This is a genomic window from Methylobacter arcticus, from assembly GCF_050917435.1.
Taxonomy (GTDB): Bacteria; Pseudomonadota; Gammaproteobacteria; order Methylococcales; family Methylomonadaceae; genus Methylobacter_A; species Methylobacter_A titanis.
This window is the reverse complement of the sequence record NZ_CP159583.1, coordinates 1,059,325-1,084,100: the sequence shown is the minus strand read 5'-3', so window position 1 is coordinate 1,084,100 and position 24,776 is coordinate 1,059,325. Positions and strand designations below refer to the sequence as shown.

Annotated in this window: 20 protein-coding genes and 1 pseudogene; 6 read left to right on the top strand and 15 right to left on the bottom strand. The window is 48.9% G+C overall.

The window, feature by feature from the left end; translation table 11 throughout:
* Positions 1-77: 77 nt before the first annotated feature.
* Positions 78-590, bottom strand: coding sequence for a hypothetical protein (locus ABXJ76_RS05260; protein WP_432744814.1), 513 nt, complete (start codon positions 588-590; stop codon positions 78-80).
* Positions 591-669: 79 nt separating this feature from the next.
* Positions 670-1,221 (bottom strand): formaldehyde-activating enzyme, encoded by a 552-nt coding sequence (gene fae / locus ABXJ76_RS05255; protein WP_432744812.1) that lies wholly within the window; start codon positions 1,219-1,221, stop codon positions 670-672.
* A gap of 83 nt (positions 1,222-1,304) precedes the next feature.
* Here fae and ABXJ76_RS05250 point away from each other — a divergent pair, with 83 nt between their 5' ends.
* From ABXJ76_RS05250 to ABXJ76_RS05235, 4 genes are all read left to right on the top strand, one after another.
* Complete coding sequence (locus ABXJ76_RS05250; protein ID WP_432744810.1) at positions 1,305-3,236, top strand: LTA synthase family protein; 1,932 nt, start codon at positions 1,305-1,307, stop codon at positions 3,234-3,236.
* A 63-nt stretch (positions 3,237-3,299) separates the two neighbouring features.
* Entirely contained in the window at positions 3,300-4,400 is a 1,101-nt protein-coding gene (locus ABXJ76_RS05245) for a hypothetical protein (protein ID WP_432744808.1), read from the top strand.
* A 3-nt stretch (positions 4,401-4,403) separates the two neighbouring features.
* Positions 4,404-6,302, top strand: a complete 1,899-nt coding sequence (locus ABXJ76_RS05240) for a TonB-dependent receptor (protein WP_432744806.1) — start codon at positions 4,404-4,406, stop codon at positions 6,300-6,302.
* 78 nt (positions 6,303-6,380) lie between these two features.
* The gene (locus tag ABXJ76_RS05235; protein WP_432744803.1) at positions 6,381-8,378 is read left to right on the top strand and encodes a putative bifunctional diguanylate cyclase/phosphodiesterase; all 1,998 of its coding nucleotides are present in this window, start codon (positions 6,381-6,383) and stop codon (positions 8,376-8,378) included.
* Between the two features lie 24 nt (positions 8,379-8,402).
* On the opposite strand, the gene ABXJ76_RS05230 is transcribed toward ABXJ76_RS05235, so the two are convergent.
* Entirely contained in the window at positions 8,403-9,179 is a 777-nt protein-coding gene (locus ABXJ76_RS05230) for a pentapeptide repeat-containing protein (protein WP_432744801.1), read from the bottom strand.
* 22 nt (positions 9,180-9,201) lie between these two features.
* Between ABXJ76_RS05230 and ABXJ76_RS05225 the strand changes: the two genes are divergently transcribed.
* The gene (locus ABXJ76_RS05225; protein ID WP_432746590.1) at positions 9,202-9,501 is read left to right on the top strand and encodes a hypothetical protein; all 300 of its coding nucleotides are present in this window, start codon (positions 9,202-9,204) and stop codon (positions 9,499-9,501) included.
* On the opposite strand, the gene ABXJ76_RS05220 is transcribed toward ABXJ76_RS05225, so the two are convergent.
* The 7 genes from ABXJ76_RS05220 to ABXJ76_RS05190 form a co-directional block, all read right to left on the bottom strand.
* Positions 9,426-9,605 (bottom strand): transposase, encoded by a 180-nt coding sequence (locus ABXJ76_RS05220; RefSeq protein ID WP_432746447.1) that lies wholly within the window; start codon positions 9,603-9,605, stop codon positions 9,426-9,428. The genes ABXJ76_RS05225 and ABXJ76_RS05220 overlap by 76 nt on opposite strands.
* Before the next feature lie 224 nt (positions 9,606-9,829).
* A complete protein-coding gene (locus ABXJ76_RS05215) occupies positions 9,830-10,480 on the bottom strand; it encodes a hypothetical protein (protein ID WP_432744799.1) in 651 nt (216 codons plus the stop codon).
* 95 nt (positions 10,481-10,575) lie between these two features.
* Positions 10,576-11,187: a hypothetical protein gene (locus ABXJ76_RS05210; RefSeq protein ID WP_432744797.1), complete on the bottom strand. Its 612-nt coding sequence runs from the start codon at positions 11,185-11,187 to the stop codon at positions 10,576-10,578.
* A gap of 204 nt (positions 11,188-11,391) precedes the next feature.
* Positions 11,392-11,835 (bottom strand): hypothetical protein, encoded by a 444-nt coding sequence (locus ABXJ76_RS05205; RefSeq protein WP_432744795.1) that lies wholly within the window; start codon positions 11,833-11,835, stop codon positions 11,392-11,394.
* Positions 11,835-12,869 (bottom strand): hypothetical protein, encoded by a 1,035-nt coding sequence (locus ABXJ76_RS05200; protein ID WP_432744793.1) that lies wholly within the window; start codon positions 12,867-12,869, stop codon positions 11,835-11,837. Before ABXJ76_RS05200 ends, ABXJ76_RS05205 begins: the two co-directional genes overlap by 1 nt.
* Before the next feature lie 118 nt (positions 12,870-12,987).
* Complete coding sequence (locus ABXJ76_RS05195; protein ID WP_432744791.1) at positions 12,988-14,367, bottom strand: sigma-54-dependent transcriptional regulator; 1,380 nt, start codon at positions 14,365-14,367, stop codon at positions 12,988-12,990.
* On the bottom strand, positions 14,361-16,103 hold the full coding sequence (locus ABXJ76_RS05190; protein ID WP_432744790.1) for a sensor histidine kinase: 1,743 nt from the start codon (positions 16,101-16,103) through the stop codon (positions 14,361-14,363). Before ABXJ76_RS05190 ends, ABXJ76_RS05195 begins: the two co-directional genes overlap by 7 nt.
* 211 nt (positions 16,104-16,314) lie before the next feature.
* Between ABXJ76_RS05190 and ABXJ76_RS05185 the strand changes: the two are divergent.
* Positions 16,315-17,570 (top strand): annotated as a pseudogene (locus tag ABXJ76_RS05185) (IS3 family transposase).
* Between the two features lie 125 nt (positions 17,571-17,695).
* On the opposite strand, the gene ABXJ76_RS05180 reads toward ABXJ76_RS05185, so the two are convergent.
* The 5 genes from ABXJ76_RS05180 to ABXJ76_RS05160 all read right to left on the bottom strand — a co-directional run bounded on the left by ABXJ76_RS05180 (position 17,696) and on the right by ABXJ76_RS05160 (position 24,770).
* Entirely contained in the window at positions 17,696-20,020 is a 2,325-nt protein-coding gene (locus tag ABXJ76_RS05180) for a heavy metal translocating P-type ATPase (RefSeq protein ID WP_432744787.1), read from the bottom strand.
* 209 nt (positions 20,021-20,229) lie between these two features.
* On the bottom strand, positions 20,230-20,844 hold the full coding sequence (locus ABXJ76_RS05175) for a class I SAM-dependent methyltransferase (RefSeq protein ID WP_432744785.1): 615 nt from the start codon (positions 20,842-20,844) through the stop codon (positions 20,230-20,232).
* 10 nt (positions 20,845-20,854) lie between these two features.
* Positions 20,855-21,175 carry a DsrE family protein gene (locus ABXJ76_RS05170; protein WP_432744783.1) on the bottom strand — a complete coding sequence of 107 codons (321 nt, stop codon included), beginning with the start codon at positions 21,173-21,175 and terminating at the stop codon, positions 20,855-20,857.
* Positions 21,176-21,287: 112 nt separating this feature from the next.
* Positions 21,288-21,608: a hypothetical protein gene (locus ABXJ76_RS05165; RefSeq protein WP_432744780.1), complete on the bottom strand. Its 321-nt coding sequence runs from the start codon at positions 21,606-21,608 to the stop codon at positions 21,288-21,290.
* Between the two features lie 21 nt (positions 21,609-21,629).
* The gene (locus ABXJ76_RS05160) at positions 21,630-24,770 is read right to left on the bottom strand and encodes an efflux RND transporter permease subunit (RefSeq protein ID WP_432744777.1); all 3,141 of its coding nucleotides are present in this window, start codon (positions 24,768-24,770) and stop codon (positions 21,630-21,632) included.
* Positions 24,771-24,776 lie beyond the last annotated feature (6 nt).

The window sequence follows — 24,776 nt, the reverse complement described above, 5'->3', positions numbered from 1 at the left end:
TTTCACCGTCTCTTCGAGGCGAGAATCCAGATATTGTCTCAACTGCCCGTTGAGTTGGCCGTTCGACCCAGTCGTTTTTAAATATCCATAAACAGCATCGGAATGCCGTAGGTTAAAACAAAATAGCTAACCGCTAAAATAACGCTGACGCTCGTTGTATACGAAAAAAATTGTCGTAAAAGATAACCGACTATCGCCAAATACCAACAAAGCAGCATTGCACCAATACCGATTGATATTTCTTCAGCGTATTCGACATGCTCCCTTACCATCACAAAATACAGCACTTCGGTCAAAATCGCCAAGGTCATAATAAAGTTTTCACAGACAAAAATAGCCGTGAACAGTTGATTAAAATACGACCATTTTCTAAGTATCAACAATAACGTAGCGATTGATGAAAAAGCCATCACGGTTCGTAGCGAAACCTCCAGCGTGCCGTCGGCAGGGTCGGCAATCAGGCTTTCAACAATAATCCCTGAAATCAGGTAAAAGCCCACAGTTTTCCACATAAACGATTTTGTGGGTACAAACTCAGCCGGGTTGTTTCTGAACCAGCACAGCGAAAGGTATTTAATTAATAAACTCATGATAACTGTCTTTGTAATCCATAAAAAGCTTGACTATTACCGGGGTCGATAACCGACTCCGGCTCAGCGTCGGTTTTTTTTACCACTGAGACTCGCCGGTTTCAGGATCGTACATTTCATGGACAATTTTGTGCCGATTGGCGATTAACTCTTCAATGCTGGGTGAATTGCTCATTGCGCGGGAAATGGCCAGCTTCATCGCTTCATAGTTGGTGCGATATAAATCTTTACGGTCCAGATCGGGATTGGCGGCACATTCCGGAGCAATCCAGAGCATCGCAATGATGCACAGATCGTTGGCCTGATCGGCAGGAATAACACCGGCAATCACACTATCCAAAACGGCATCAGCCACCGCCGACTGCACGGGACCGCCAAATAATTCCACATAAGCAGTCGATTTGATTGTGACTTTCGGCACCATGATCGTCGCAGGCTTCACTTGCTGATTACAGGCTCGAATAGCGAACATTCTAGTATGACCTGCGGTTTGCCCCATCAGGTTGGCAAAAGCATTGCCGGCCGGGCCTTTTACGCTGCCTATCAATATTTCCGGCATCGCGTCTGTGCCTTGTCCATCGCTGGAAAACACCGTTGCTTCGCCGGTTCTAAACCAAATTGCCTCTGACATTACCTACCCCAAAAAGAATAACAAAAAACCGCATTCTATGCTGGATGAGGCGAAAGACGCAAGCTTCAAGGCCAGGATCAGCCGTGAACTGGGGCGTAGCGGGACGCAATAAGTTTCATGATAATATAAGCTTAATTCCCGAAACAGATCTTCCGCTTATCACAATGCTATTGAAATTATTGCCCCTGCTGTCCACCACAGTGCTTTATGCGTTGTTTTACCTGATCAGCGCCTTAAAATTCGATGTGCAAATATTGCCTGCATCGGTACCTTACGATTATCTGCTGCAACTGGTCGTTGCTTACATGCTGTATGCCTTATCGCGAAAGGCATGGATCTTTCTGGTAATTCATACTCTGCTAATGGGGGTGTTATACACAGGTAACGCGGTAAAAATATCGTTTTTTGGCGGCCCGCTTATGCCGGATGATATTTTTGCCCTGCAATCGCTGCTGTTGATACTCGACGGTTGGCGATTTTTTGCCGCCGCTATACCGCTAGCTGCCATTGCCAGCCTATTGCTATTCAATTTCAGCATGCGCCATTGGAGCGCTTATCTTGCCAGCCTGATGGTCATTTTGCTTGGCATCACCGTCGTTTATAAGCCAAATACCCTGCTAACGCCTCTGGATGGTTATTTCGGGAACTCGGTGTGGGATCAACGCTCCAATTACGTGTGGCGCGGAGCGACACTCTACACGCTATTGGAAACTGCACGTTATTTTGCGGCAGCCGATGTGATTCCCGATACCGATACGGCTCAGGAAGCCGCCGATAACTTGCTGGCAGTCGACCTCACCGATTCCCCAGCTAAAAAACAAGCCATCGCCAAAGAATTTACCCCGCGCAATGTACATATTGTCTTGCTGGAGTCTTTCTGGGATCCCAATGCGCTAAAGAAAGCCAAGTTTAAACAAAATCCACTTGCACCCGAGTTCCGGGAATTATGGAAGAGCGCCGGATACTCGCAGGCGCTGGATCCGGTATTCGGCGGCTTTACCGCCAATTCCGAATTTGAGGTGTTATGCGGGTTTCCGGCGATGAAAAACACCGTCAAATTTGAACGTCAATTTCTGAATGATGCCCCTTGTTTGCCGCATCTTCTTGCCGACAAGGGCTACCGCACCATCGCCTCCCATCCCAATGTGCCGGTGTTCTGGAACCGTGTTAATGCTTACAGACGCATGGGCTTCGAAACCTACTGGTCATTGAAGGATTTTGTTCAGGATGACATGAATCGGAATTTCATGTCCGACAGCACCTTATATCGCCAGGTACTGGAAAAAATATCCGGGCCGCTAGCGGCCAAGCAACCGGTTCTGGATTATATCGTAACCTATTTCGGCCACTGGAATTATCCATTAAGTGAAAGCCGCCCCGATAAAATCAGCTCGCGCTCCGAAGTGGATGAAGTAACGGCCTACGCCAATACCATTTATTATAAGTCCCGTGAATTAATGGACTTTATCAAGGAAGTGCGCAAACGCGATCCGGAAGGCATTATTGTAGTGTTCGGCGATCACCTGCCTTTTCTGGGTGAGAATTTTGCAGGCTATGTTGAATCAGGTGTACTGTCGACCAATCGGAGCGACTTTACGCCGGCCATGTTCAAAGCCTATGTGAGCACACCGATGCTGATTATCGACGGCAAACGCGGACCCATTAAGTTCGGCAGCCTGCCGCTTTATCAAGTACCCAAGCTGTTGCTCGATCTGCTCAACTTCAATGAACCGAGCATCATGGATTACACCCAACCGTTACCTGACATGCGGGTGCGACCATTACCGGGCCTGCATTTTAATGTGTCGGCTAACGGGACGGTGGAACTATGCAAAGAGCCGCCTTATTCGGAAACCTGCCAGTTATCGTCCCGCTGGCTGGAGAATATAGCCATCGTCAGTAATGACTTATTCATGGGCCGCCAGTTTACCCGCCCCAAATACATACCCGAAAAACAGCCGGAACCGGTACCAACAGAGGCGGTTATTCCGCAAGCCGCTACCGGGACAAATTAAATATAATCAGCATTACTTGTACCATCACCCTTATTGGCGTGTAAGCCAACCCGGAGAAAATTTATGCATAAAAGTTTCATAACGACCGTTTTCGGCCTATTGCTGCTGTTTGCAAAAAACGGCGCAGCCGATCAGCTCAGCGTTCCCGTACAAATTGATTACAGTCTGATTAAAAAAGTATTGGTCTCCCAACTGTATACCGGAAAAAATACGACCGCCGAACTGTGGAATGACCAGCAAGGATGCAGTTATTTAAAACTGTCCAATCCCGAGATTAACGGCAAAAACGGCCAAATCCAGCTGTTAAACCAGGTTCAGGCACGCTTCGGAACCGGCCTGGGCGGACAATGTTTAACGGTTTTGGAATGGTCCGGCATACTGGAAACCTTTCAGCAACCGACGCTCGACTCAGCGCATTCAGTGCTAAGTTTTCCAATCACCCGCGTGACCGCCTATGATCGTGACGGCCATCATTTGACCATCAACAAACTTCAGGAGTTGATCAAACGCGTTGCCGAACCCAAGCTTGCCTCGGTAAAAATTGATTTAAACCAATCTCGCGGCAACATTGAACAAACGCTGGCGCATTTTTTACCCAAGGATAATGCGGCAGAAGTCAAAGAGATACTCAAGTCGCTCAAATTCAACAGCATCATGGCCGGAGACAATGGCATCGGCATTAAGCTCGATTTTAATGCCCCGGCCAAAAGAGTTGTTGCCGAGCCTGCCGCTGCCTTTAGCGAGTCCGAACAACAACAATGGCAATCCGCCTGGCAGCAATGGGATGTGTTTTTGAGCTCAGCTATCGAACAGGCCAGCCGCGATACCCAATCACCGGAACTGCGTGAAACCCTGATGGGCATTTTGATGGATTCCCGTACGGCCTTTCAGGCAGGCTTACAAAATCATGATGCCGATAGCGCCGATCCGGTACGGGTATTTTTTGCCGATACCTGGGAGCGCCTGGCTCCGGCATTAAAAACCATCGCCAAAGAATTGCCCGGTATACAGGGTTTACGCTATCTAACCTTTATCGCGGCAACCGATGTCATTTACGAACTTGAAAAACTGGGCGCACCGTTCGGCCTGGATATTTCATCCGATGGACTGCGTAGACTGGGGCGAATTCTGATAGCAGGCAAACAAGAACAACAATTGCCGTAACCGATGATCTCGACAACTATCCATGCCCGATCTCGGCAAAGCAAATCCTGCGACAAAAAATATCCACTCTCTGCGGCGGTTTTATTATGCCTGTCGGCCGCTGCCATAGCCGTTGACGACAAAATTTCGCTAACGCCGGTGACAATCTACGATGACCGGACTTACCCTGAATTAATCGAACCGCCGCGTATGCGCAACCGGATAGACCGGGATGCGTTACAGGCCAGCGGCATGACCGATGTTAATGGCATCTTAAAAAGTCAGGGCGGCTTAATGCTCAATCAGGGCAGCGGCCAGATGATGACCGGCATCAGCTTGCGCGGCGCCGGCGGTGGCGGCCAGGGCCTGCTTACGTTGGACGGCGTCCCCTTGTTTGCCAATTTTGCCGGGTTTTACTCCTTGAGCCACTACGCACTGGATGCTTTAGACCGGGTAACGGTGACGCGAGGCCCGGGCGGCGAGCGCTACGGCAGCCGTTCGCTCGGCGGCGCCATTCATTTACAAACCCGGCATATTGCAGACAAGGAACGTTTTTTTCATGTTGAAGGCGGCAGCTATGACACGGTACGCAGCACTGCCGGTGGCGGCTTGTCTACCCGTGCAGGGGATTTTTCTGCCGTGGTCGGGCGTAGCGATATTTTTAGCGGCATCAGCCAGGCGCAAGGCGGCGCTGAACGCGATGACTTCGGCATGACCCATGCATCGGCCAACTGGTTTAAAGAATTCAGTCGGGGCGGCCTGGATGCGTCGTTGTATTTTGTGCGCACTAACGAAGACATCGACGGCCCCGGTTTGAAGTTGCCCAGACGCACGATAGGCTGGGTGGACGACAAACGCGGCCGGTTTTCCGATGAGACCTGGGTGGCGCAGTTGCGCGGCCAGTACGATCTGGCGGCGTATTGGAACAGCTCACTGCAATTCGGTTTTACCCAAGACCGGCAACAAATGCAATCCGCCGCGATCAGGCCGTTTTCGCTGACCAGCCAGTTATTGATGCTGGACTGGAAAAACACCCATCGCCTGCCGCTGAGCGCGGATCATCAAAATCAGGCGCTGCTGGTGTGGGGCGTCAATACCCAGCACCAGCAGGGTCTGAATTTACCGGCCAAACAAACCGTGATCAGCCCGAATATGCGCGGAGAATTAATCCTGGGTGCCTGGCAATGGAGCGCCGATACCCGTTTCGATCAGGGCGACACCTATGGCAACCATCAGGTGTTTACGCTGGGCGTGAACCGGTCATTGCCGCAAAATATGAGCGTATGGGCTAACGGCGGCACCGGTTATCGTCAACCTGGCGTCAGTGAATTAACGCATCCCGTATTCGGCAATCAGACGTTGAACGGGGAACACAGTGCCGGTGGCGAACTTGGTTGGCGCTGGCAGCCATTACCTGAAAGCGAAGTCAAGATCAGCGGCTATTATCAACACTATCGGCAAATGATTACCCTGCAATTGGATTCAAAAACCGGTATCTCCAGGGCCGGTAACGTACAGAAAGCCGATGTTTTGGGCGCAGAAATGCAGTCGCAGCACCGTTGGTCGAGCATTTGGCAGAGCGGTCTGAACTACAGCTATATGCATGCCAAAAATCCGCTGACGCAGTTGCGCATACCGGCTCGACCCGAGCACCAAAGCGTATTCTGGAATGAAGTTCAATTGCTGCAACCCTTAACGTTGCGGCTGGAGTTTACTGTCCATAGCGGTTACTGGTTTGATGTGGCCAACAGATTCAGAGCCCAGACCGCACCGCGTATCAATGCCCTGTTAAACTACCGGTTAACGCCGAAGACGGAGGTATATTTACGCGGCGAAAACCTCACCGATGAACGCACAATCGAGCTTCGCGACTTTAGCTTTAATGGCGCGGCGGTGTATGTGGGCTTACGTACCGGTTTTTAGCCGACAGGATATGTTGCGCCGTGTTCAACTTATTCTGTGAAGCCTGATGATCAGACCGATTAAAAATAACCTTGTCCGATGAAATTCGATATATTCACCTCACTGATCAATCTTCTTATCGTCTATATGGTTTTTGCCATTGCTTTTGCGATAACGGCGCGTCGGCACCCTAATCTTGACGGTCCGCATCATTGGCTTGCCGCCTGCCTGATGTTTTTTAGCGGATTTCTGGGGCTTGGTCTACGTGACGTTATTCCTGACATCCTATCCATTGTCGTCGCAAACTCCCTGATTCTAACCGGCAGCGTTTTTCTTTGGACAGGCATCCGCCGCTTTTTCGGGCTTCGCTGGCGCTGGTCGATGTTTGCCCTGTTTGTGCTGCCGGGTACCGTGTTGCTCAGCTTATTCATGACCGTCTGGCCATCCATACCGGCGCGACAGATAATCATGTCGGTGTTTCCCATACTGATAAGCTTGTTCATAATTCGCGACGTTTACCTGCAGCGCAGCTTTGCCCTGATCATGGAAACCAATCTGTTCATCGGCTTCGTTGGCACCGAGATAGTCATTCATTTTATCCGCATAACCACCCTGATGATAGTACCCGTATCTACAGACAGTTATCTGCTGGGACAAGATCAACCGGATAAATTATTTTTCATCGTGTTCTTTATGCTCAGCACCATCCAGCTGCTTATTTTAGTTACCCTGGTCAGCGCTAGACTGCAAGACGAACTCAATCAACTGGCATCTCTGGACCCGTTAACACAACTGCCAAACCGGCGTTTGCTGCTGCAACGCCTAAAGCATGGCATAAACAGGGAACGGCGCAACGGTAAGCAAATGGCGTTGCTGATGCTTGATTTGGATCATTTTAAATCTGTTAATGACAAATTGGGGCATACCGCCGGGGATGAACTGCTGCAACAGGTCGCGGGGCGTATCCAGTCCCGGTTGCGCGAGGCGGATACGGTGGCGCGTTTGGGCGGCGATGAATTTATCGTGCTGCTGAAAGATATTGCGCACTCCGAAGATGCCGCACGGGTAGCAGAAGAAATAGTCGCCGATTTAAGCAGACCGTTTCAATTACTCCGCAGCGATGAAGCCGACCATGAACCGGGCCGGGAGGTACAGATCGGCGCCAGCATCGGCATCAGCCTGTATCCGCAACATGCCGATAGCGCGGAACTGCTGATGGAACAGGCCGATACCGCCATGTATGAAGCTAAACAGGCCGGACGCGGCTGCTATGCCTATTTTTCCGAAGAGCTCACCATTGCCGTCCGCCAACGTATCGATCTCGAAGACCGCCTGCGCCACGCTATTGAACAGCAGGAACTGCGCGTTTTTTATCAACCGCAGATAGATATTGCCAGCAACCGGATTATCGGCGCCGAAGCGCTGATACGCTGGCAATGCCCAACCGAAGGGCTGATTGCGCCGATTCACTTTATCCCTATTGCCGAAGAAACCGGCCTGATTATCGCCATTGGCGAATGGGTGCTGCGCGAAACTTGCCGACAAGGCCAGCGTTGGCTGGCCGATGGCTTTTTGCCGCTAACTCTGGCGGTCAACGTATCGCCGCAACAGTTTCGCCGTTGCGATATTAACGCGCTGGTTGCCGAAGTACTGGCCGAAACCGGTTTTCCGGCCGGACAATTGGAATTGGAAATGACCGAAAGCGGATTAATGGAAAATCAGGATAAAGTGGTGGAAGTGCTCAATAACCTGCGTAACCAAGGCATTCGTCTTGCCATTGACGACTTCGGCACCGGTTATTCGTCGCTGGCTTACCTGAAACGCTTCCCGGTTGACGTGCTGAAAATCGACAAAAGCTTTATCGACGATATTCCGCATCTTCAAGATGACATGGAAATCACCGCCACCATTATTGCGATGGGGCATATTCTGGGCTTTAAAGTCCTTGCGGAAGGCGTAGAAACCCAGGAACAGTTAGACTTTTTACGGGAGAAAGGTTGCGATGCCTACCAAGGTTATTTCACCAGCAAGCCGGTACCGGCGGAGGATTTTACTGAGTTATTGCAGGCACAACATGAAGAAATGGCGGCGGTTTAGGCGTGAGCAAGCCAATGCGCGCCATCAATCAAAAATCGCCGCATCCAGATTTTTGGCCGCATTTAAGCGCTTCAAAACGGCTTTATTATTCACGACACCAAATCGCGTGCCTGCCAGGTTAGCGCCGGTAAAATCGGCATCCTCCAATTTGCTTTCAGACAAATCCGCTCCCGATAAATCGGCATCGGTTAAATCGGCCCCGGACAGATCAACGCCAAATAACACCGTGTTTTTCAGCACGCTGCCGGAAAGATTGGCATGGCGCATCAACGCCCGATTAAGGTTGGCATCGGCCAGATTGGCGCCCGATAAATTGACATTATTCAAGCTGACCCGCATTAAACCCATCGGCTGATTCTTCATATCGACGCCCCAGTCGGCATGGGAAAGATTGGCATGGCTAAGGTTGGAGCGATCCAGATTGGCAATAAACCGGCTGCCGGTCAGATTGGCGTTGCTCAAATTAGCGCCGCCCATATGTACGCCGAAAATGCTGGTATTGGACAGGTTAGCGCCGGAAAGATTGATTTTTGACATCACCGTCAAATCCAGATTAAGACCGGACAAATCGCTGTTGCTTAAATTGGCGTTACGTAAATCCGACCCCCACAAGTCGGCATTCCTGAAATCCAGGCCGGACAAATCCAGTCCGGTAAGATCTTTTCGACGTAGCTGTGCCGGGTGGTTCCGATCCGCCTTGGCTAACAGCTGCTGCACTGCCGACCGATCAAAGTCGGCCGCTGATACTGGCAGACAAAACAATGCGGCTAACAAGCCCAGAGCGTAAAAATGGATTTTCATGTGCATACCTTCTGGTGGGTTTATGGAATCAGATCAAAATAGTCAGCTGAACTTTATCGACAGTTTCGTACTATTGCAACCGGGGAATGAAGATTGTTGGCTGTACCCGGTCAACACAAACGATACGGCAGGGATTCGCTTCGCGCGACACCCTTATGGGAGCGACGCCCTCGTCGCGATGATGGCATCACGCCCACATTGCTCGGCTCTTGGGTCGGCAGCCAATGCGCAATATGGCCTAAGTAGTTACGCAAAAGTTATTCGGAATTTTTCACCGATGTCACTCAGGATTTCCAACACCCATTTTTTCAAGTGGCGGTAACTTTGATAGGCATCAAGCGGCAACCATTCGTACTTAACTTTACGCCAGAGTATTTCGATCAGGTTCAGCTCAGGGCTGCAAGGTGGAAGAAAATGTAAGCACACCCCTCCTGTATCGCCATAGGTTGAAAGCAACCGTATTATTTGGTTGATTTCAACTTATTGACGCTCAAGATACGTCTAATCAACCTTCTGTAACAGGTGCACTTGAGTCAAGTCCATACTACCTATAGTATTCTCGTTATCGATGATTAACCGATTACCTTGCTCGAACTAATAGCCGCGACACTGCTTGCAATAGTGGCTTGAGTCCTCCAGGATATGCATTATCAATCATTAGAATCATTCACGTGCTTGCCATGGTCGTTAACCCGTTCATTTTCTTGGTCATCATGTAAGCCATCCCGATTAACGTCATCGTCATGGAAACCATCATGATTCTGATCGTCATCATGAAATCCGTTATGGTTAGAATCATCATCATGATAACCGTCATGGTTGTTATCATCGTCAGGAAAACCATTGTTATCAAAATCACCGGTTGAATTAGCAGGCAAGCCAATACTAAAATTGATTGTGCTTAACCCACCTAAACCACCCATCCAATTCATAAAATTTAACGGATCTGAACCCGGTTCTGTTACTACTTGGTAAAGCAGATAACGTCCCGGAGCTATGCCTAGACCGGATATATTAAGCGCATCGATGCTGCCAGAAAAATGGCTGTTCGAGCGGAACGGCGTAATGGCTGTAGTAAAATTGGCACCTTCGTCAGCCAAAAACAATAATTCTCCGTTAACTTGTACGGCGATATATAAGTCACCATTGACAGGAGTTTGAAACCTAACCCTTGCGGTTACCTGTTCGCTGCCATTATTACTAATAACCGCTCTATCAGTTGATATATCAGCCGATGCATTAAAACTTAATGAAATTAAAGCCGATAGAATCGCAAATGAAAGTAAATTGAATTTGTGCATTGTGTTCTCCAAATTAATAAGGTTGTGCATTTTAAAGAAACGGCCCGGTCAAAACAAAGCCGAAAACTTAACAGGGTGTCTGGTCAGGTGTCGCGTTAGAAGCTGCCGGTTCCAATAGTCGCACCGTTGGTGTCAATCGTTATTTCAGCCGTGTCACCGATTTGAATCATAGGAACGCCGCTCTGAATGCCAGACGCGTTTAAATCAATATCGCAAACGCCACCATTTGCTTGCAGAAAACCGTTACGGTCAGTGATTTTGACTTTATACTCGGCAGTCAGGATGGATACTCTTCTGTTGGCCACTGTTTTGATTTTGTTCAGGTCTACATTGCATTCCGCATAATCCGCACCCAAGTTGTCGCGTAAAACCAAGGTCAGCGTCGCATCAGTTGCAGCGGTGATATCAGCTACGTTCAGTGCGGTGCTAGGCACCGGTATTTTAACTTCCGCCGAAAATTCGGTTTTGCTGGTCTTTTGTTCCAATTTAACTTCACCTTGAGCCAAAGGTTCGTTAACCGCTATTAAATAGCTCTTGAGTTTGCTTTCGCTGCCGCCGGAAGCCGAATTTCCATGGTTGCTATCATGATGAGAATTTTCAACATGATTGCTGCCGTGATCATTGCTTGCGTAGGCTGAAGCCGTAAAAGTCAGGCAAATGGAAATGGCGAGGGTTTTTAATTGTAGTGGATTAGTTTTTTTGTTCATAAGAGTAAATCCAGGTTTAAGGTTAGGTGACGAATATTTTATTCGCCTACACAATCTATAAAGCACCATTCATGCCAAACTTTAACATGCCGATTTAATTTGATTTTAATATCAATAGGCAGAAAATTAAGCACTCATTTTTGCAGTCCACGCAAATAAAGTCTGCAATTTTGGTATGAAAATGGCTGTTGATGGACAATATGCTTATTTTGCCGTGGGTAGGGTAATGAGCAGTAACACCTTTACCCGGTTGTCCACTTTTTGTTTGCGGACATAACCGATCGATCCGGTTGTCGATGCCACAAAGCGCAATATGGCTTCTTCAGAAGCCATTACCTTGGGAGGACTGATGCCGTTGAAATATTGGACACTCCAATAGTCTTCCTGCTCTTCCGGCAACAGTGAGAAAAGCGCGAGTGAGAAATCGCGCCGTAAGGAATCGGTGACGGGCATGTTTAATGGAAGCCAGCGATTGCCTTCCGTGTCCATTTGACTTTTGCGCAGATAAACGAGTTTTAAGTCATCAAGCGAGAGCGTATCCAGCGGGTTGGCCGCAGCGATTATGATCGCTAAAGGTTCGGCAGCGCGTGCAGAAAACCAGGGTAACAAGATAGCGACAAGTAACGCGTAAGCTATGCGCATGGCCATTAGAATAGTATAGCAAAGGACGCTGCTAGGCCGTCTGCGGCTAGCGTTTCATTGTTTGTCCCCAGTCGATATTCCAATTTCCAGATAATGGGCGGTAACGGCCGGTAGGCAAGCCCTAGTAACCCGACTTGTCCAGGTTTATCCTGCGGCTGTTCAAAAAATTCGTATCGCCCTACGACGAACCAATATTGACTAAGCGGGATCACGCTCTGTACAAAACTCTGCCAGGTGCTTTTTATATTGGTATGGTCGCTAGTGCGGTAAACTATTTCGCTGCTGAGTTCATACTTCTGATAAGACCACGCAACCTCAAGTCCGGCCAAATTATAGCGCGTGGGCGGCAGATCATTCAGGACAAAATTGGCAAAAGAAGCGCCTATCTGCAGGGTGTCGGTGAGGGGGTAACGTAAATGAGCCCCCAGTGCATTTTCAAAAGGTTTTTTTGATCGGTACGGGTCGATGCTCTCACTGATATCACCATACACACTATATTCCAGCTGACGGTTAGCAACGGAGACAGAGCCGTGCAGCATGAGTCCTGAAGCATGGGTAGAGAATAGGTTTTCAGTCGCTACCGGGCGAGAGCTAGTCCAAACCAGCGGAGCTGCATGAATCAGGTTCCATTGACCGACTGGGGTAAGAAACTTTCCTAGCCGTATAGTCAGATTGTTGTTCACCAGACCGTCGATATAAAACCGTTCAAATTCGAAATGGGCTTTCTGTGTTCCCAGCGATTGATGCTCACCTGCGCTCAGGACATCGCCGACTTCCAATTCTGAGAAAAAACGCAGTCGCGAACCATTATCCCAGGTCAGAAAAAGGCTGAGATCACTGACATCGAAATACCAGGGGTCTGCACGGGGCAGGCCTATTTTTGTAGTGGCATAGCCGCCAATACGTAACCCGGTTTCGCTCACTGGATAGCCACTACCCAGTCGATAAATGCTTTCGACATCATCATCAGCTGCTTCTGCAAGTATCGATCCCATCGACAACGCAGCCACAACTACATTAAAAAAAGTAAGAACGCGCATAGATTAAGAGACTGCTGAAAGAACACGGCTGAGAGATCATCGGATTAAAAGATTGGCGGACAACGCGCTATATGATGGAAAGACGTTCAATATATATTCTGCTGTTCTTTTTTGCTGATTATTCCGGACTCCCCGCTTTTAAGTCATATTTTTTGAGCTTATACCAAAGTGTGCGCTCACTGATTTTTAGAATACGCGCGGCTTTTGCTTTGTTACCGGCAGATTCCGCGAGGGCTTTATTCAATAAATTCTTTTCCAGTTTTGCCACGCTGGCTTCCAGATCCATATCTTCATTACCGATGGAAGACATCAATATTACGGGAGATTCCGTTAACAGCATTTCCTGTGGCAAATGCCTAAGGCCAACCTCCAAGCCTTGGCTTAAAACAACCGCCCGTTCCATCATATTTTCAAGTTCGCGTACATTGCCCGGCCATGCGTATGCCATTAATGCCTGGGCTACTTCCCCCGACAATTTAAAGGAGTCTCCGCCGAGTGAGCGCCGGTATTTTTCGAGAAAATGACGTGCCAATAAAGGAATATCCTCTCGGCGCTCGCGCAAAGGGGGTAACTGAATACCTAAAACATTGATGCGATAGTAAAGGTCTTCGCGTAACCGGCCCAAACGAACAGCGCCCAAGGGATCACGGTTAGTTGCGGCGATAATGCGGATATCGACTTCAATGCTGTGATTACTTCCCAAACGATCAATGCGACTTTCCTGGAGTACTCGCAGCAGCTTGGCTTGAATAGACGGGTTCATTTCGGTAATCTCATCCAGAAACAAGGTACCTTCGTGCGCCAATTCAAATTTACCGACCCGATCCTTGTGGGCACCCGTGAAAGCACCACGAACGTAGCCAAACAACTCGCTTTCCAGAATATCGGCGGGAATAGCCGCGCAGTTGATGGGTACGAATAAGCCGCGTCGCCCTGAATTGCTATGGATGGCTCGTGCGACTAACTCTTTTCCGGTTCCGGTTTCACCAATAATAAATATGCTGGCCTTACTGGGTCCGGCTTGCCGAATCAGTTCATAAATTTTCTGCATAGCAGGACATTGACCGACGAATTCGCCCCAGTCTTTGTTCATTTCATCGCGCAGAAATTCATTTTCCTGGTGTATTCTTTGCACATTCAGTGCGCGATGAATCACCATTTCCACCTGTTCGACATCCAGGGGGCGGATAATAAAATCGAAGGCGCCTTGTTTCATAGCGGCAACCGCATTTTCCACAGTGCCGTAGGCGGTCACCACAATGACGGGCAAAGCGTGTCCGTCGCTGCGCAAAGCCGCTAATAATTCCAGTCCCCCCATACCCGGCATATTGAGATCGGTGATCAATAAATCCATAGGTGTTTCGCGCAGTATCGCAAGCGCCGCTTTCCCATCGGCAGCTGAAAACACCTCACAGCCCAATCTACGCAATAAAATTTCCAGTATGCGCCGCGCATTGGGTTCATCGTCGGCCACTAAAACACGAGATCCGTTCAACATAGTTTTTGTCCCTGATGAAAGGGTAATAACAGCGTAAAACACGCACCGCCCAAATCGCTTTTGTCCGCGGCAAGATGGCCTCCGTGGACGGTGATAATCTGCTGTGTGACTGTTAAGCCAAGGCCAATCCCGCCCTCCCGGGTGGTAAAAAATGGATCGAACAAGCGGCTATAATTTTCCGGCGGGATGCCTGGGCCATCATCCGCTACCGTTATTTTAATGGCTGTAGTCTCTGAACAATCTGTACGTATCCGTATTCGCCCGCCTTTAGGAACGATTTGAATGGCATTTAAAATCAGGTTTAGAAAAACCTGTACTAATAATTCCTCATCGCATTCGATGATTGCGGCCTTTTCAGGTATTAGCCAGTCAACCCGTATAGCTTTTTTTTGTGCCTGCGTGGCAAGCAGATCAATAACTCGCTGTATAATTATATGCAGATCTTGCGGTTGCATATTTGGCAGACGCGGGCTAGCGCAGTCTAGCAAGGTGGAGATCAAACGATTGAGCCGGGCACTTTCTTCAACAATCATGCGCGTCATTTCCTGACCATCTGGGCTTAAGGCCGTTTCCCATTGCAACATTTGTGCGGTGGTTTGCAAAATGCCTAATGGAGTACGTACTTCATGAGCCATGATAGCAGCCATTTCGCCAACAACGGCCAATTTAGCCGCGTGGATAACCTGTTGGCGGGATCGCTGTAAATCTTCCGTGAGTTGCCCAAAGGCTACACTCAATTCGCGTACTTCTTGCACGCCGGATACAGGGGGACTCATACAATCCGATGCTTTTTGGAAGCGCCTAACCCACGCGGTTAAATCCAGCAGAGGCTTGGCGATACGTCCGGACACCCATTGAGCGACGCCGATAGCGATCAAACCTGCTACGATAAAAACGCTGCAAAATAGCCACCACAAAGCCCAGATGGGTTGAAATGCCTGTTGCGTAGACTGAATAACCAGCAATGACCAGCCCATATTGGCGTAGCCTTGATAACCTTTGGAGACAGCATAACCCACCAATACCGATGAATTAGTCAACGGTTTACCGGTATGGACGGCGAGGCCATTTTGTTCCTTGCGCTTCCAGCTTGCAAAAGTATCGGTCAATAGCAGATTTTGAGCACGTGCTGCTGCTGAGGCGGCTATCGTCCTACCCTCAGCATCCAGTAGAATAACAAAGCGCTCGCCTGAGTCAGCATGACTGGCCTGATCGAATAACCGGAAAATCTGCCGAAGATCAAATATCCCATACAGCTGTCCAATGTCCCCGGTAGCGTAGTTATCAGGTACCGGGGCACGGATTAACAGATCCGCCTGTTCATAGGGCGGTTGTAACTGCAAGGCTTCCAGAAAAACTTCACCGTGTGGTACTTGCGCGCGTATCCAATCCGCTTGCGGCTGAAAAGAGCGCCTGATCAAGGCCGGATCGCCAGCGGCGACAATCCGGCTTTCTCTATTCAGATAAAACAGGCTTCGGTATACCCCGGGATAACCGTGTTCCAATTCCGCCAAAAATTGCGCCAGACGTTTATCCACATCACCGATGCGGCCTTCTTGAATAATGTCCAGGTGACTCCATGAATGGACATTTTGTAAGCGTTCGAAGATCATCATGTCGATTTGTTCCATCAACAAGGCCGCGTCATTGTTAAGACTTCGACCAATTTCCGCTTCTAAAGCAACTCGTGAGGCATAAAAGGAAAGGACAACTATAGGCACTGTGGCTAAAAGCAACAGTAAAAGAAAAGAGATTAATAATATCCGGTGAATGTGCATGAGACATTAATAGCATTAATAGAGGTCAGGCTTTACATTTTACGCTCTTTTTCCCGCCGGTTTCACTGCTCGACTCACGGTAGCATAGCTCCCGCCAAAATACTCACTGAAGTGGCTACACTAACCGGACACACAATCTAAAATAATCTGAAATTAGAGAGTGTCGAAAATGGATCAAGAAAAATCAAAACCAAAAATATATAGTGCAGAATTTAGAGAATCCTCGGTGAAACTGGCGATAGGTTCGGATAAGCCGATTACCCAGATAGCAAAGGATTTAGGCGTTAATCCCAATACGCTCCATACCTGGATCAACAAATATAGCCAGCCTAGGAGCACAACAAAATCGTGCGAACCGATGAGCATCTATACGAAGAGTTGAAGCGGTTGAAGAAGGAAGTCGCCCGGTTAATAGAGGAACGTGACCTGTTAAAAAAAGCAGCGGCGTACTTTGCCAAGGAGCAACGGTCGACTGCATGGACAGGAAATAATCCATTCATTTCTCTGCATTCCCCACATCCCTGTGGGTCATACAGGAGGTAGAGCAACGCAGGAGCGGTTACCGAGAAGTACGCCTGGATTAAACAACATGAGAGCCAATTTTCAGTTAAATCGATGTGTCAATTCATGAGCGTTTCTCGTAGTGCCTACTATGCTTGGCAAGAGCGCCCTCAGACAGCCATTGAAAAAGACGATGTTAAGCTGGTTGAGGTCATAAAGACCCTGTTCAAAAAGAGCCGAAAAAACTATGGGACGCGCTGCCTCAAGGAAGCCTTAATCAAACGGGATCAGCAGGTCAGTCGTCGTATTGGACGGCTAATGGATGCGGCGGGTTTGGCCTGTAAAACCAAACGCAAATTCAAAGCGACCACGAATTCCAAGCACAACTTACCCATTGCGCCCAATCATCTGGATCGGCAATTCACGGTAGCGCAACCGAATCAAGCTTATGTCGGCGACATCACTTATATTCATACTCAGGAAGGCTGGCTGTACTTGGCTGTCGTTATCGATTTGTATTCGCGGCAAGTAGTCGGCTGGTCAATGGCCGAGCACTTGCCGGCTAAATTGGTGAACGAGGCGTTATCGATGGCAGTTTGGAAGCGCAAACCCGGCAAAGGCTTGATTTGGCACACCGACAGAAGCAGTCAATACGCCTCTGTCAGTCATCGCACACTGTTGCAGCAACATAGCATCATCCAGAGCATGAGCCGCAAAGGCAACTGCTGGGATAATGCCGTCTCAGAAAGCTTCTTTCATACGCTGAAAACCGAACTGGTTCATCATCAGCGCTATCAAACCAGAGCGGAAGCTAAGCAGGATATATTCGAATATATCGAGGTGTTTTATAACCATGAACGACTTCATTCGGCCAATGACTATTTGTCGCCAGTGGACTACAAAATGCAGCTAAAATCTGCTTAACTTTGTGTCCGGAAAAGTGTTGACACATCATGTCGGGCATATGCGCTACTATTGTTTAAAGTAGCATAAATTAAGGTGAATTTCGATGTGAAGCTCATTTGAAAAAATTTCAAACGTTGTTCAGATTATTTAGCAGAAACATTGCCAGGACGGAGTAGCCTCAATCCGTTTGCAACAACCACTAAAGAAGCCCCCGTATCGGCCGCAATGGCTTCCCATAACGTTGCAAGCCCTGCAAAAGCTAACAGTGCGAAAGCGGCTTTGATAGTGAGTGCAAAGATAATATTTTGCCGGATAATCGCCAGTGTTCTTTTGGAATGACCGATTAACCAAGGGAGTTTGGAGAGGTCGTCACCCATTAAGGCAATATCCGCGATTTCTATCGCCGCATCCGAACCCAATACGCCCATAGCAATACCCAAATTGGCCCGCCCCAGCGCCGGTGCATCATTAACGCCATCGCCGATCATCGCAACCTGTCCGTATTTTTCGATCATTTGACTAACGATCTCAACTTTATCGGCAGGCAACAATTCAGCATGCACTTCATCAATACCGATTTGAGCCGCGATGTTATTAGCCGTAACCCGATTATCGCCGGTCAACATAACCAGGTGCTTGATTCCCTTTTCTCTGAGGGATTGTAAAATCGCTTTGATTTGAGCACGGGGCTGATCGGCGACGGCAATCAAGCCGCAAATGTGCCGGTCATTGCCAATAGCAATAACGGTTTGGCCGGTTTGTTCAAGGGCAATCGCTTTTTCACTGATTTCCGGAACTTCCTGACTACGCTCTAATAGATAGCGACGCGATCCCAACCAGAAATCAGCGCCATTAAATAGTCCGGTTACCCCTTTACCAGGCAGAATCGTCACATTGTCAGCACTGGCAATACCGATACCCCGATTTTCTGTGTACTGTAAAATGGCTTTAGCCAGCGGATGATTGCTTCGCGCTTCCAGTGCAGCAGCACGACTTAACAGTTCTTCTTCGCTATGACCATTAAAAGGATAAATTCCGGTGACTATTGGATCACCAGCGGTCAGCGTTCCGGTTTTATCAAAGGCAATCGCATTAAGATGGGCAGGTGCTTCAATATAAATGCCGCCTTTGATCAGAATACCTTGCCTGGCTGCGCTAGCCAATGCCGCGACAATACTGACCGGCGTTGAAATGACCAACGCACAAGGGCAGGCAATCACCAGTAACACCAAGGCACGGTAAAACCACTCGTTCCAGCTGCCTTCTAAAAACAACGGTGGGATGATAAACACAGCCAGCGCTAAGATCATCACCGCCGGGGTATAAATGCGCGCAAATTTTTCCACCCATTGCTCGGCTTCCGCTCGCTTGCTATGGGCTTCTCCCACCAGACGAATGATATGCGCCAGGGTGGTATCCGAGGCGAGTTTTGAGGATTTGATCTCCAGTGTTCCTTCACCATTGATACTTCCGGCAAACACTTCATCGTCAACTTGCTTGGCAACAGGCATGCTTTCACCTGTAATCGGTGCCTGATTGACCGGACTGAAGCCGCTAATCACATCGCCATCCAAGGGGATTTTATCGCCAGGCGCTACTATAAAACGGCTGCCGATACTGACTTCTGCGGCAGGTACCCTGCGTTCCTGTCCGCTTTCATCCTTGATTGTAACCGTAGAGGGTGCCAAATCCAGTAAAGCCTCTACCGCATGACGGGCACGGCCAATGCTCCAGCTTTCAATCGCCAGGGACAGGGAAAATAAAAAACTCACGGTGGCCGCTTCAAACCATTCATCAATGAATATGGCACCGATAACGGCAACCATCATCAACAAATTCATATCGGCACGCAACCGTTTCAGCGCATAAAAAGCTTTAACCATCACATGCCGAGCACCGAAGATTACCGCCAGGCCAAACGCGATTTTTTCAGGTAAAGGCATCGCTTGCTGAGCATGTGCGTTAGCTAAGCTAGTGAGATAGTCAGTGATAACCGCCCAGTGTAGTGACCAATTTTCAGGGTGGCTGAGAAAAGTTTGCGCATCAGTAAACCCACCGGCCATAGCGATATGAATCAACATGCCGACAATGATAAACATACCGCTGAGTGTGGTATAAACAGTTTTCGAACGGTGTAGTTGCTTTTCATCAGCTTGCGCCTGACCCGCTTGCCAGCGAGCCGCCTTCATGCCGGTTAAGGTAACCGCTTTAATGATAGTTTTTTCAGTCACCGGCTCCGCATCAGGCAAAAGTGTCATTCGCCCATTTAAAATATCAAAAACCAGCTTGTCACTGCCACCCACTAATGAGCCTATCGCGCTTTTTAAAATGGCGACTTCTTCAGTGCAGTCCAGGCCTTCTATCTTGAAAGTCATGCCACTCGCAGGCATGGATACGGTTGGCTGACTGGCATCCGGTTTCTCTCCTGCACAACCGCAGGATTTTTTAGCTTGATTGCATGAATTCATAATTCTTGTACCGTAAAAACAGGTGTGGCGATTCACCTGTATTGATGCAGCCAGGTCGGGCAACAGCGTAATAAACCCAACTGACTGGTCTTTTTGTCCATCTCCTGCGTTGCAAAAATGGTTGCATAGCTTGCTATGCGCCCATTTTTACGCCTTGTAGATGAACAAAAATCCTGCGCCATTTGGGTATATTTATTCTTGGCAATCACCTAAGCATTTTTTACAAACAGATAATACCCAAATACCTGCGCGTTACCGGTTGGCGTAATATGTTCTTCAGCGCGTTGTTGAACAAGTGTGAAATTCTTTCCTAATTCGGTTTTTAACTTGGTTTCATCGTATTGAACGATGCTTAACCCACTGCACTTTGTAGGGCCGCCAATAGAAAAAGCGGCAATAATAATGTGACCACCTACCTTAACTGAAGCATTTAACACGTCTTTATATTTTTTGCGGTCGCTTTCGTCAGTTAAAAAATGAAATACCGCACGGTCATGCCAAATGTCATAGTATTCAGGGGCGGAAAACTTCGTTACGTCCTCGACTTGCCATTCTATTAAACTCGCTTTATCACCTAACCGCTGTTTTGAATGTTCAAGGGCGTTAGCGGATAAATCTAAAACGGTCAAATGGTTATAACCTCTTTCTAAGAGATTATCACAGAGTGTTGACGAACCTCCGCCCACATCAATGATTGAATCAGCGGTTGATAATAAACATTTTGCGATTAACTCAAGGGAGATCGTCGGTTTCTGTTGATACCAACTCACCTCAACAGGAGATTTACTTTTATAAATAGCTTCCCAATGTTCTTTTCTGTTCATTTTGATCCCATTAAAAAGTAAGTATCTTATCTGATTCACTGATAATCTTATGGAGGTCAAACAACGTTGAAACCGGACATATTTCTGTCTCTTCAAGCTCCCTCAGCTTAAGGCAGGTACCACAGGCGTAAATTTTTCCACCTGCTTCGATAAATTGCTTCATTTCCGCAGAAACATTAAACTTGTGTGTATCAAGCGTTTCGCTTTCTACGCCTTTCCCGAGCAGAAAAACCTCAACTTCATCGCTTTTTTTAAGTGAAAAAGACGATAGCCTGAAAGCATTCCATACGGTTTCCGAATCATTCGAATAGATAATTATTCCTAGTTTCATAATGTGATCCTCGTAATTTGTAAAGCTAAACAAATTATTGTCTAGCTCTACATAGTTTATAGGGTGTTCAGCTTTTGTTTACTGGATAACACCAGTTGGATTTCAGCCCATATTAGTACTCCATATCCCGAAACATATCAGCCATTTCCCGGTTAGTAACAACGGCTTTTTCATAGAGATTAATCACTTCTTCGCTATGCGTTTTAAGGTCTTCAGCGTGTCTGCCGTAAACATAGCTGTTGGACTTAAATTGGCTGAGAATTTTTTTGTGTTTATCAATCATAATTTGTACTTGCTTCGCTTCCTCCTCAAAATGCCGTATTAGCGCTTCATGCTGCACGGTTAAATCGACATCCATCGCGTGCGAATTCATATTGCTGCACGCTGGCAGTAAACAAACCAGAAAGAGTGTCATCAGTAATTTTGTTTTCATCGGACTTACTCAAGAAGTCGGTTATAGATCGATATGCTCATCTTTGTAATGTGCGAACCAATAGAGAATCGGTAACACCAACAAAGTCAGCATCGTTGACGACAGGATGCCGCCGATGACTACGGTCGCCAGGGGACGCTGTACCTCGGCTCCGGTTCCCGTGGCAATCGCCATCGGCACGAAACCGAATGACGCCACTAACGCCGTCATCAATACCGGCCTTAACCGAACCATCGCCCCCTCGCGGATTGCCTGTGCCAGCGCTAAACCATCCTGGCGCAATTTATTGATAAAGGTAATCAACACCAGACCATTGAGCACCGCCACGCCGGAAAGCGCAATAAACCCGACTGCCGCCGAAATCGACAAGGGAATATCCCGCAGCCACAGTGCAACGATACCTCCGGTCAACGCGAACGGTACACCAGTGAACACCAAAAGGCCGTCGCGGAAATTACCGAAAGTGGCGTACAACAGCAGGAAAATTATCAGCAACGCTAACGGAACCACGATTTGCAGCCGCTCGGTGGCGGCAATCATCTGCTCGAATTGGCCGCCCCAGGCAATCCAGTATCCGGCGGGTACTTTCACCTCGGTGCTAATTTTTTTCTGGGCTTCCGCCACGAAGGAGCCTAAATCCCGGCCTCGCACATTAGCGGTCAGAACAATCCGCCTTTTACCATTTTCTCGGCTGATTTGATTAGGCCCCTGAGTCAATTCAAAGTCCGCTACCGTGCCGAGCGGAATAAAAGCTTGTTGTATCGGAGCCTGTTGCTGAGTCGGCAACGGTATGGGGATTTGCCGCATCGTCTCAGGGTCGCTGCGCAGTTTTTCCGGCAGGCGCACCAACAGCTCGAAACGCCGGTCGCCTTCAAAAATCTCACCGGCGCTGGCCCCGCCCATCGCCGCTTGAACGGCGGCCTGAACATCGGCGGTATTCAAACCGAAGCGTGCCAGCATGTCCTGTTTAATCTGCACCGTCAATAACGGCAATCCGGTTGCCTGTTCGACTTTAACATCCGAAGCTCCCGGCACCTTTTCCAGAACCTTGCTCATTTGCCCGGCAATTTCAAGGAGATTCTCCAGATCATCGCCAAACACTTTGACCGCGACATCGGCTCGAACACCGGCTATCAATTCGTTAAAGCGCATTTTGATCGGCTGGGTAAATTCATAGTTGTTGCCCGGCACTTCCTTGACCGCGTGTTCCAGCGCCGTCAGCAGGTCGGCCTTGGAACGGCCTGGATCGGGCCATTCAGAGTGTTCCTTCAGCATAATTAACGTGTCTGCCACACTGGGCGGCATCGGGTCGGTCGCGATCTCGGCGGTGCCGATCTTGGCGAACACCCGTTCAACTTCCGGAAAGGTAGTAATTTTCTGCTCCAGCGTGCGCTGCATCTCAACCGCCTGCGATAAACTGGTTCCCGGAATACGCAAGGCATGCAGGGCGATATCGCCTTCATCCAACGTGGGCATGAATTCCGATCCCATGCGCGTGGACAACAGCAAACTCAAGACAACCAATACCGCAGCGCCCGTCAAAACCACCGGAACATTTGCCAAGGCCCGATCCAACAGCGGCTGATAGATTTTATGTGCGGAACGCATCAGCGGACTTTCCTTTTCGCTCACCCGTTCGCCGATAAAGATTGCGAGCGCGGCGGGGATAAAGGTGATGGACAGCAACATTGCACCCAACAAGGCGGTTACAACGGTAAACGCCATCGGCTGAAACATTTTGCCTTCGACGCCTGACAAGGTGAATATCGGTAAATACACGGTCATAATAATGGCCTGACCGAACAGTAACGCCCGTCTTGCCTCATGGGACGCACTGAACACCGTTTCAAGCCGCTCAGTCAAGGACAATGGACGCTGCAAGCGGTGTTGTTCGATAGACAGGCGACGGACACAGTTTTCCACGATGACCACAGCGCCATCAACAATAATGCCGAAATCCAGTGCGCCCAGACTCATCAAATTGGCGCTGACGCCTTGCGCGACCATGCCGGTGAAGGTAAACAGCATCGCCAGCGGAATCACCAGCGCAGTAATCAAAGCGGCACGCAGATTGCCCAAAAACAAAAACAACACGACAATAACCAGAATAGCGCCTTCCAGCAGATTGTTTTTGACCGTTGCGATGGTTTTATCGACTAGAATGCGCCGGTTATAGACTGGCGTAGCCTTAACGCCGTCCGGCAAACTGCGGTTGATGACCTCCAGTTTGTCACCGGTCAGTTGAGAAACCGCGCGGCTGTTTTCACCCACCAGCATAAACACCGTGCCGAGCACGGTTTCACGGCCATTTTCGGTGGCGGCGCCGGTGCGCAGTTCCTTGCCGATCAACACATCGGCCACATCCCTGATGAAGATCGGCGTCCCCTGGTGATTGCCAATGATAATGCGCCCGATTTCCTCAAGGTTTTTTACCTGGCCAGGCACCCGGATCAGGTATTGTTCGCCGTGATGTTCGATGTAACCGGCACCGACATTGTCATTATTAAGGGTCAACGCGGTGATTACGTCTCGCAGGCTCAGTCCGTAAGCGATCAGTTTTGCCGGATCGGGCGTAACGTGGTATTGCTTAACATAACCGCCTATGCCGTTGACATCGGTGACGCCGGGCACCGTGCGCATCTGCGGGCGCACCACCCAGTCTTCCAATGTCCGCAGATCGGTTTCATTGTAGGGGCTGCCATCGGCTTTGCGCGCATCGGCCCCTGCTGTCACCGTCCACATAAAAATCTCGCCGAGGCCGGTGGCTATCGGTCCCATAGCGGGTTCCAGTCCCGGCGGCAGTTGGCTTTTTGCCTCTTGAATGCGTTGACTGACCAGTTGCCGGGCAAAATAGATGTCGGTTCCATCTTTAAAAATAACGGTCACCTGGGACAGACCATAGCGGGACAGCGACCGCGTCTGTTCCAGACCCGGAAGCCCTGCCATAACCGTTTCAATCGGAAAGGTGATGCGCTGTTCCGTCTCTAACGGAGAATAACCGGATGCGGCGGTGTTGATCTGTACCTGAACATTGGTGATGTCCGGCACCGCATCGATCGGCAGGCGCTGGAAATTGTAGACCCCCAGCGCTGCCACTGCTAAGGTGGCCAGCATAATGGACCAACGGTTTTGAATAGATAATTTTAGAATTCGTTCGAACATGATGCC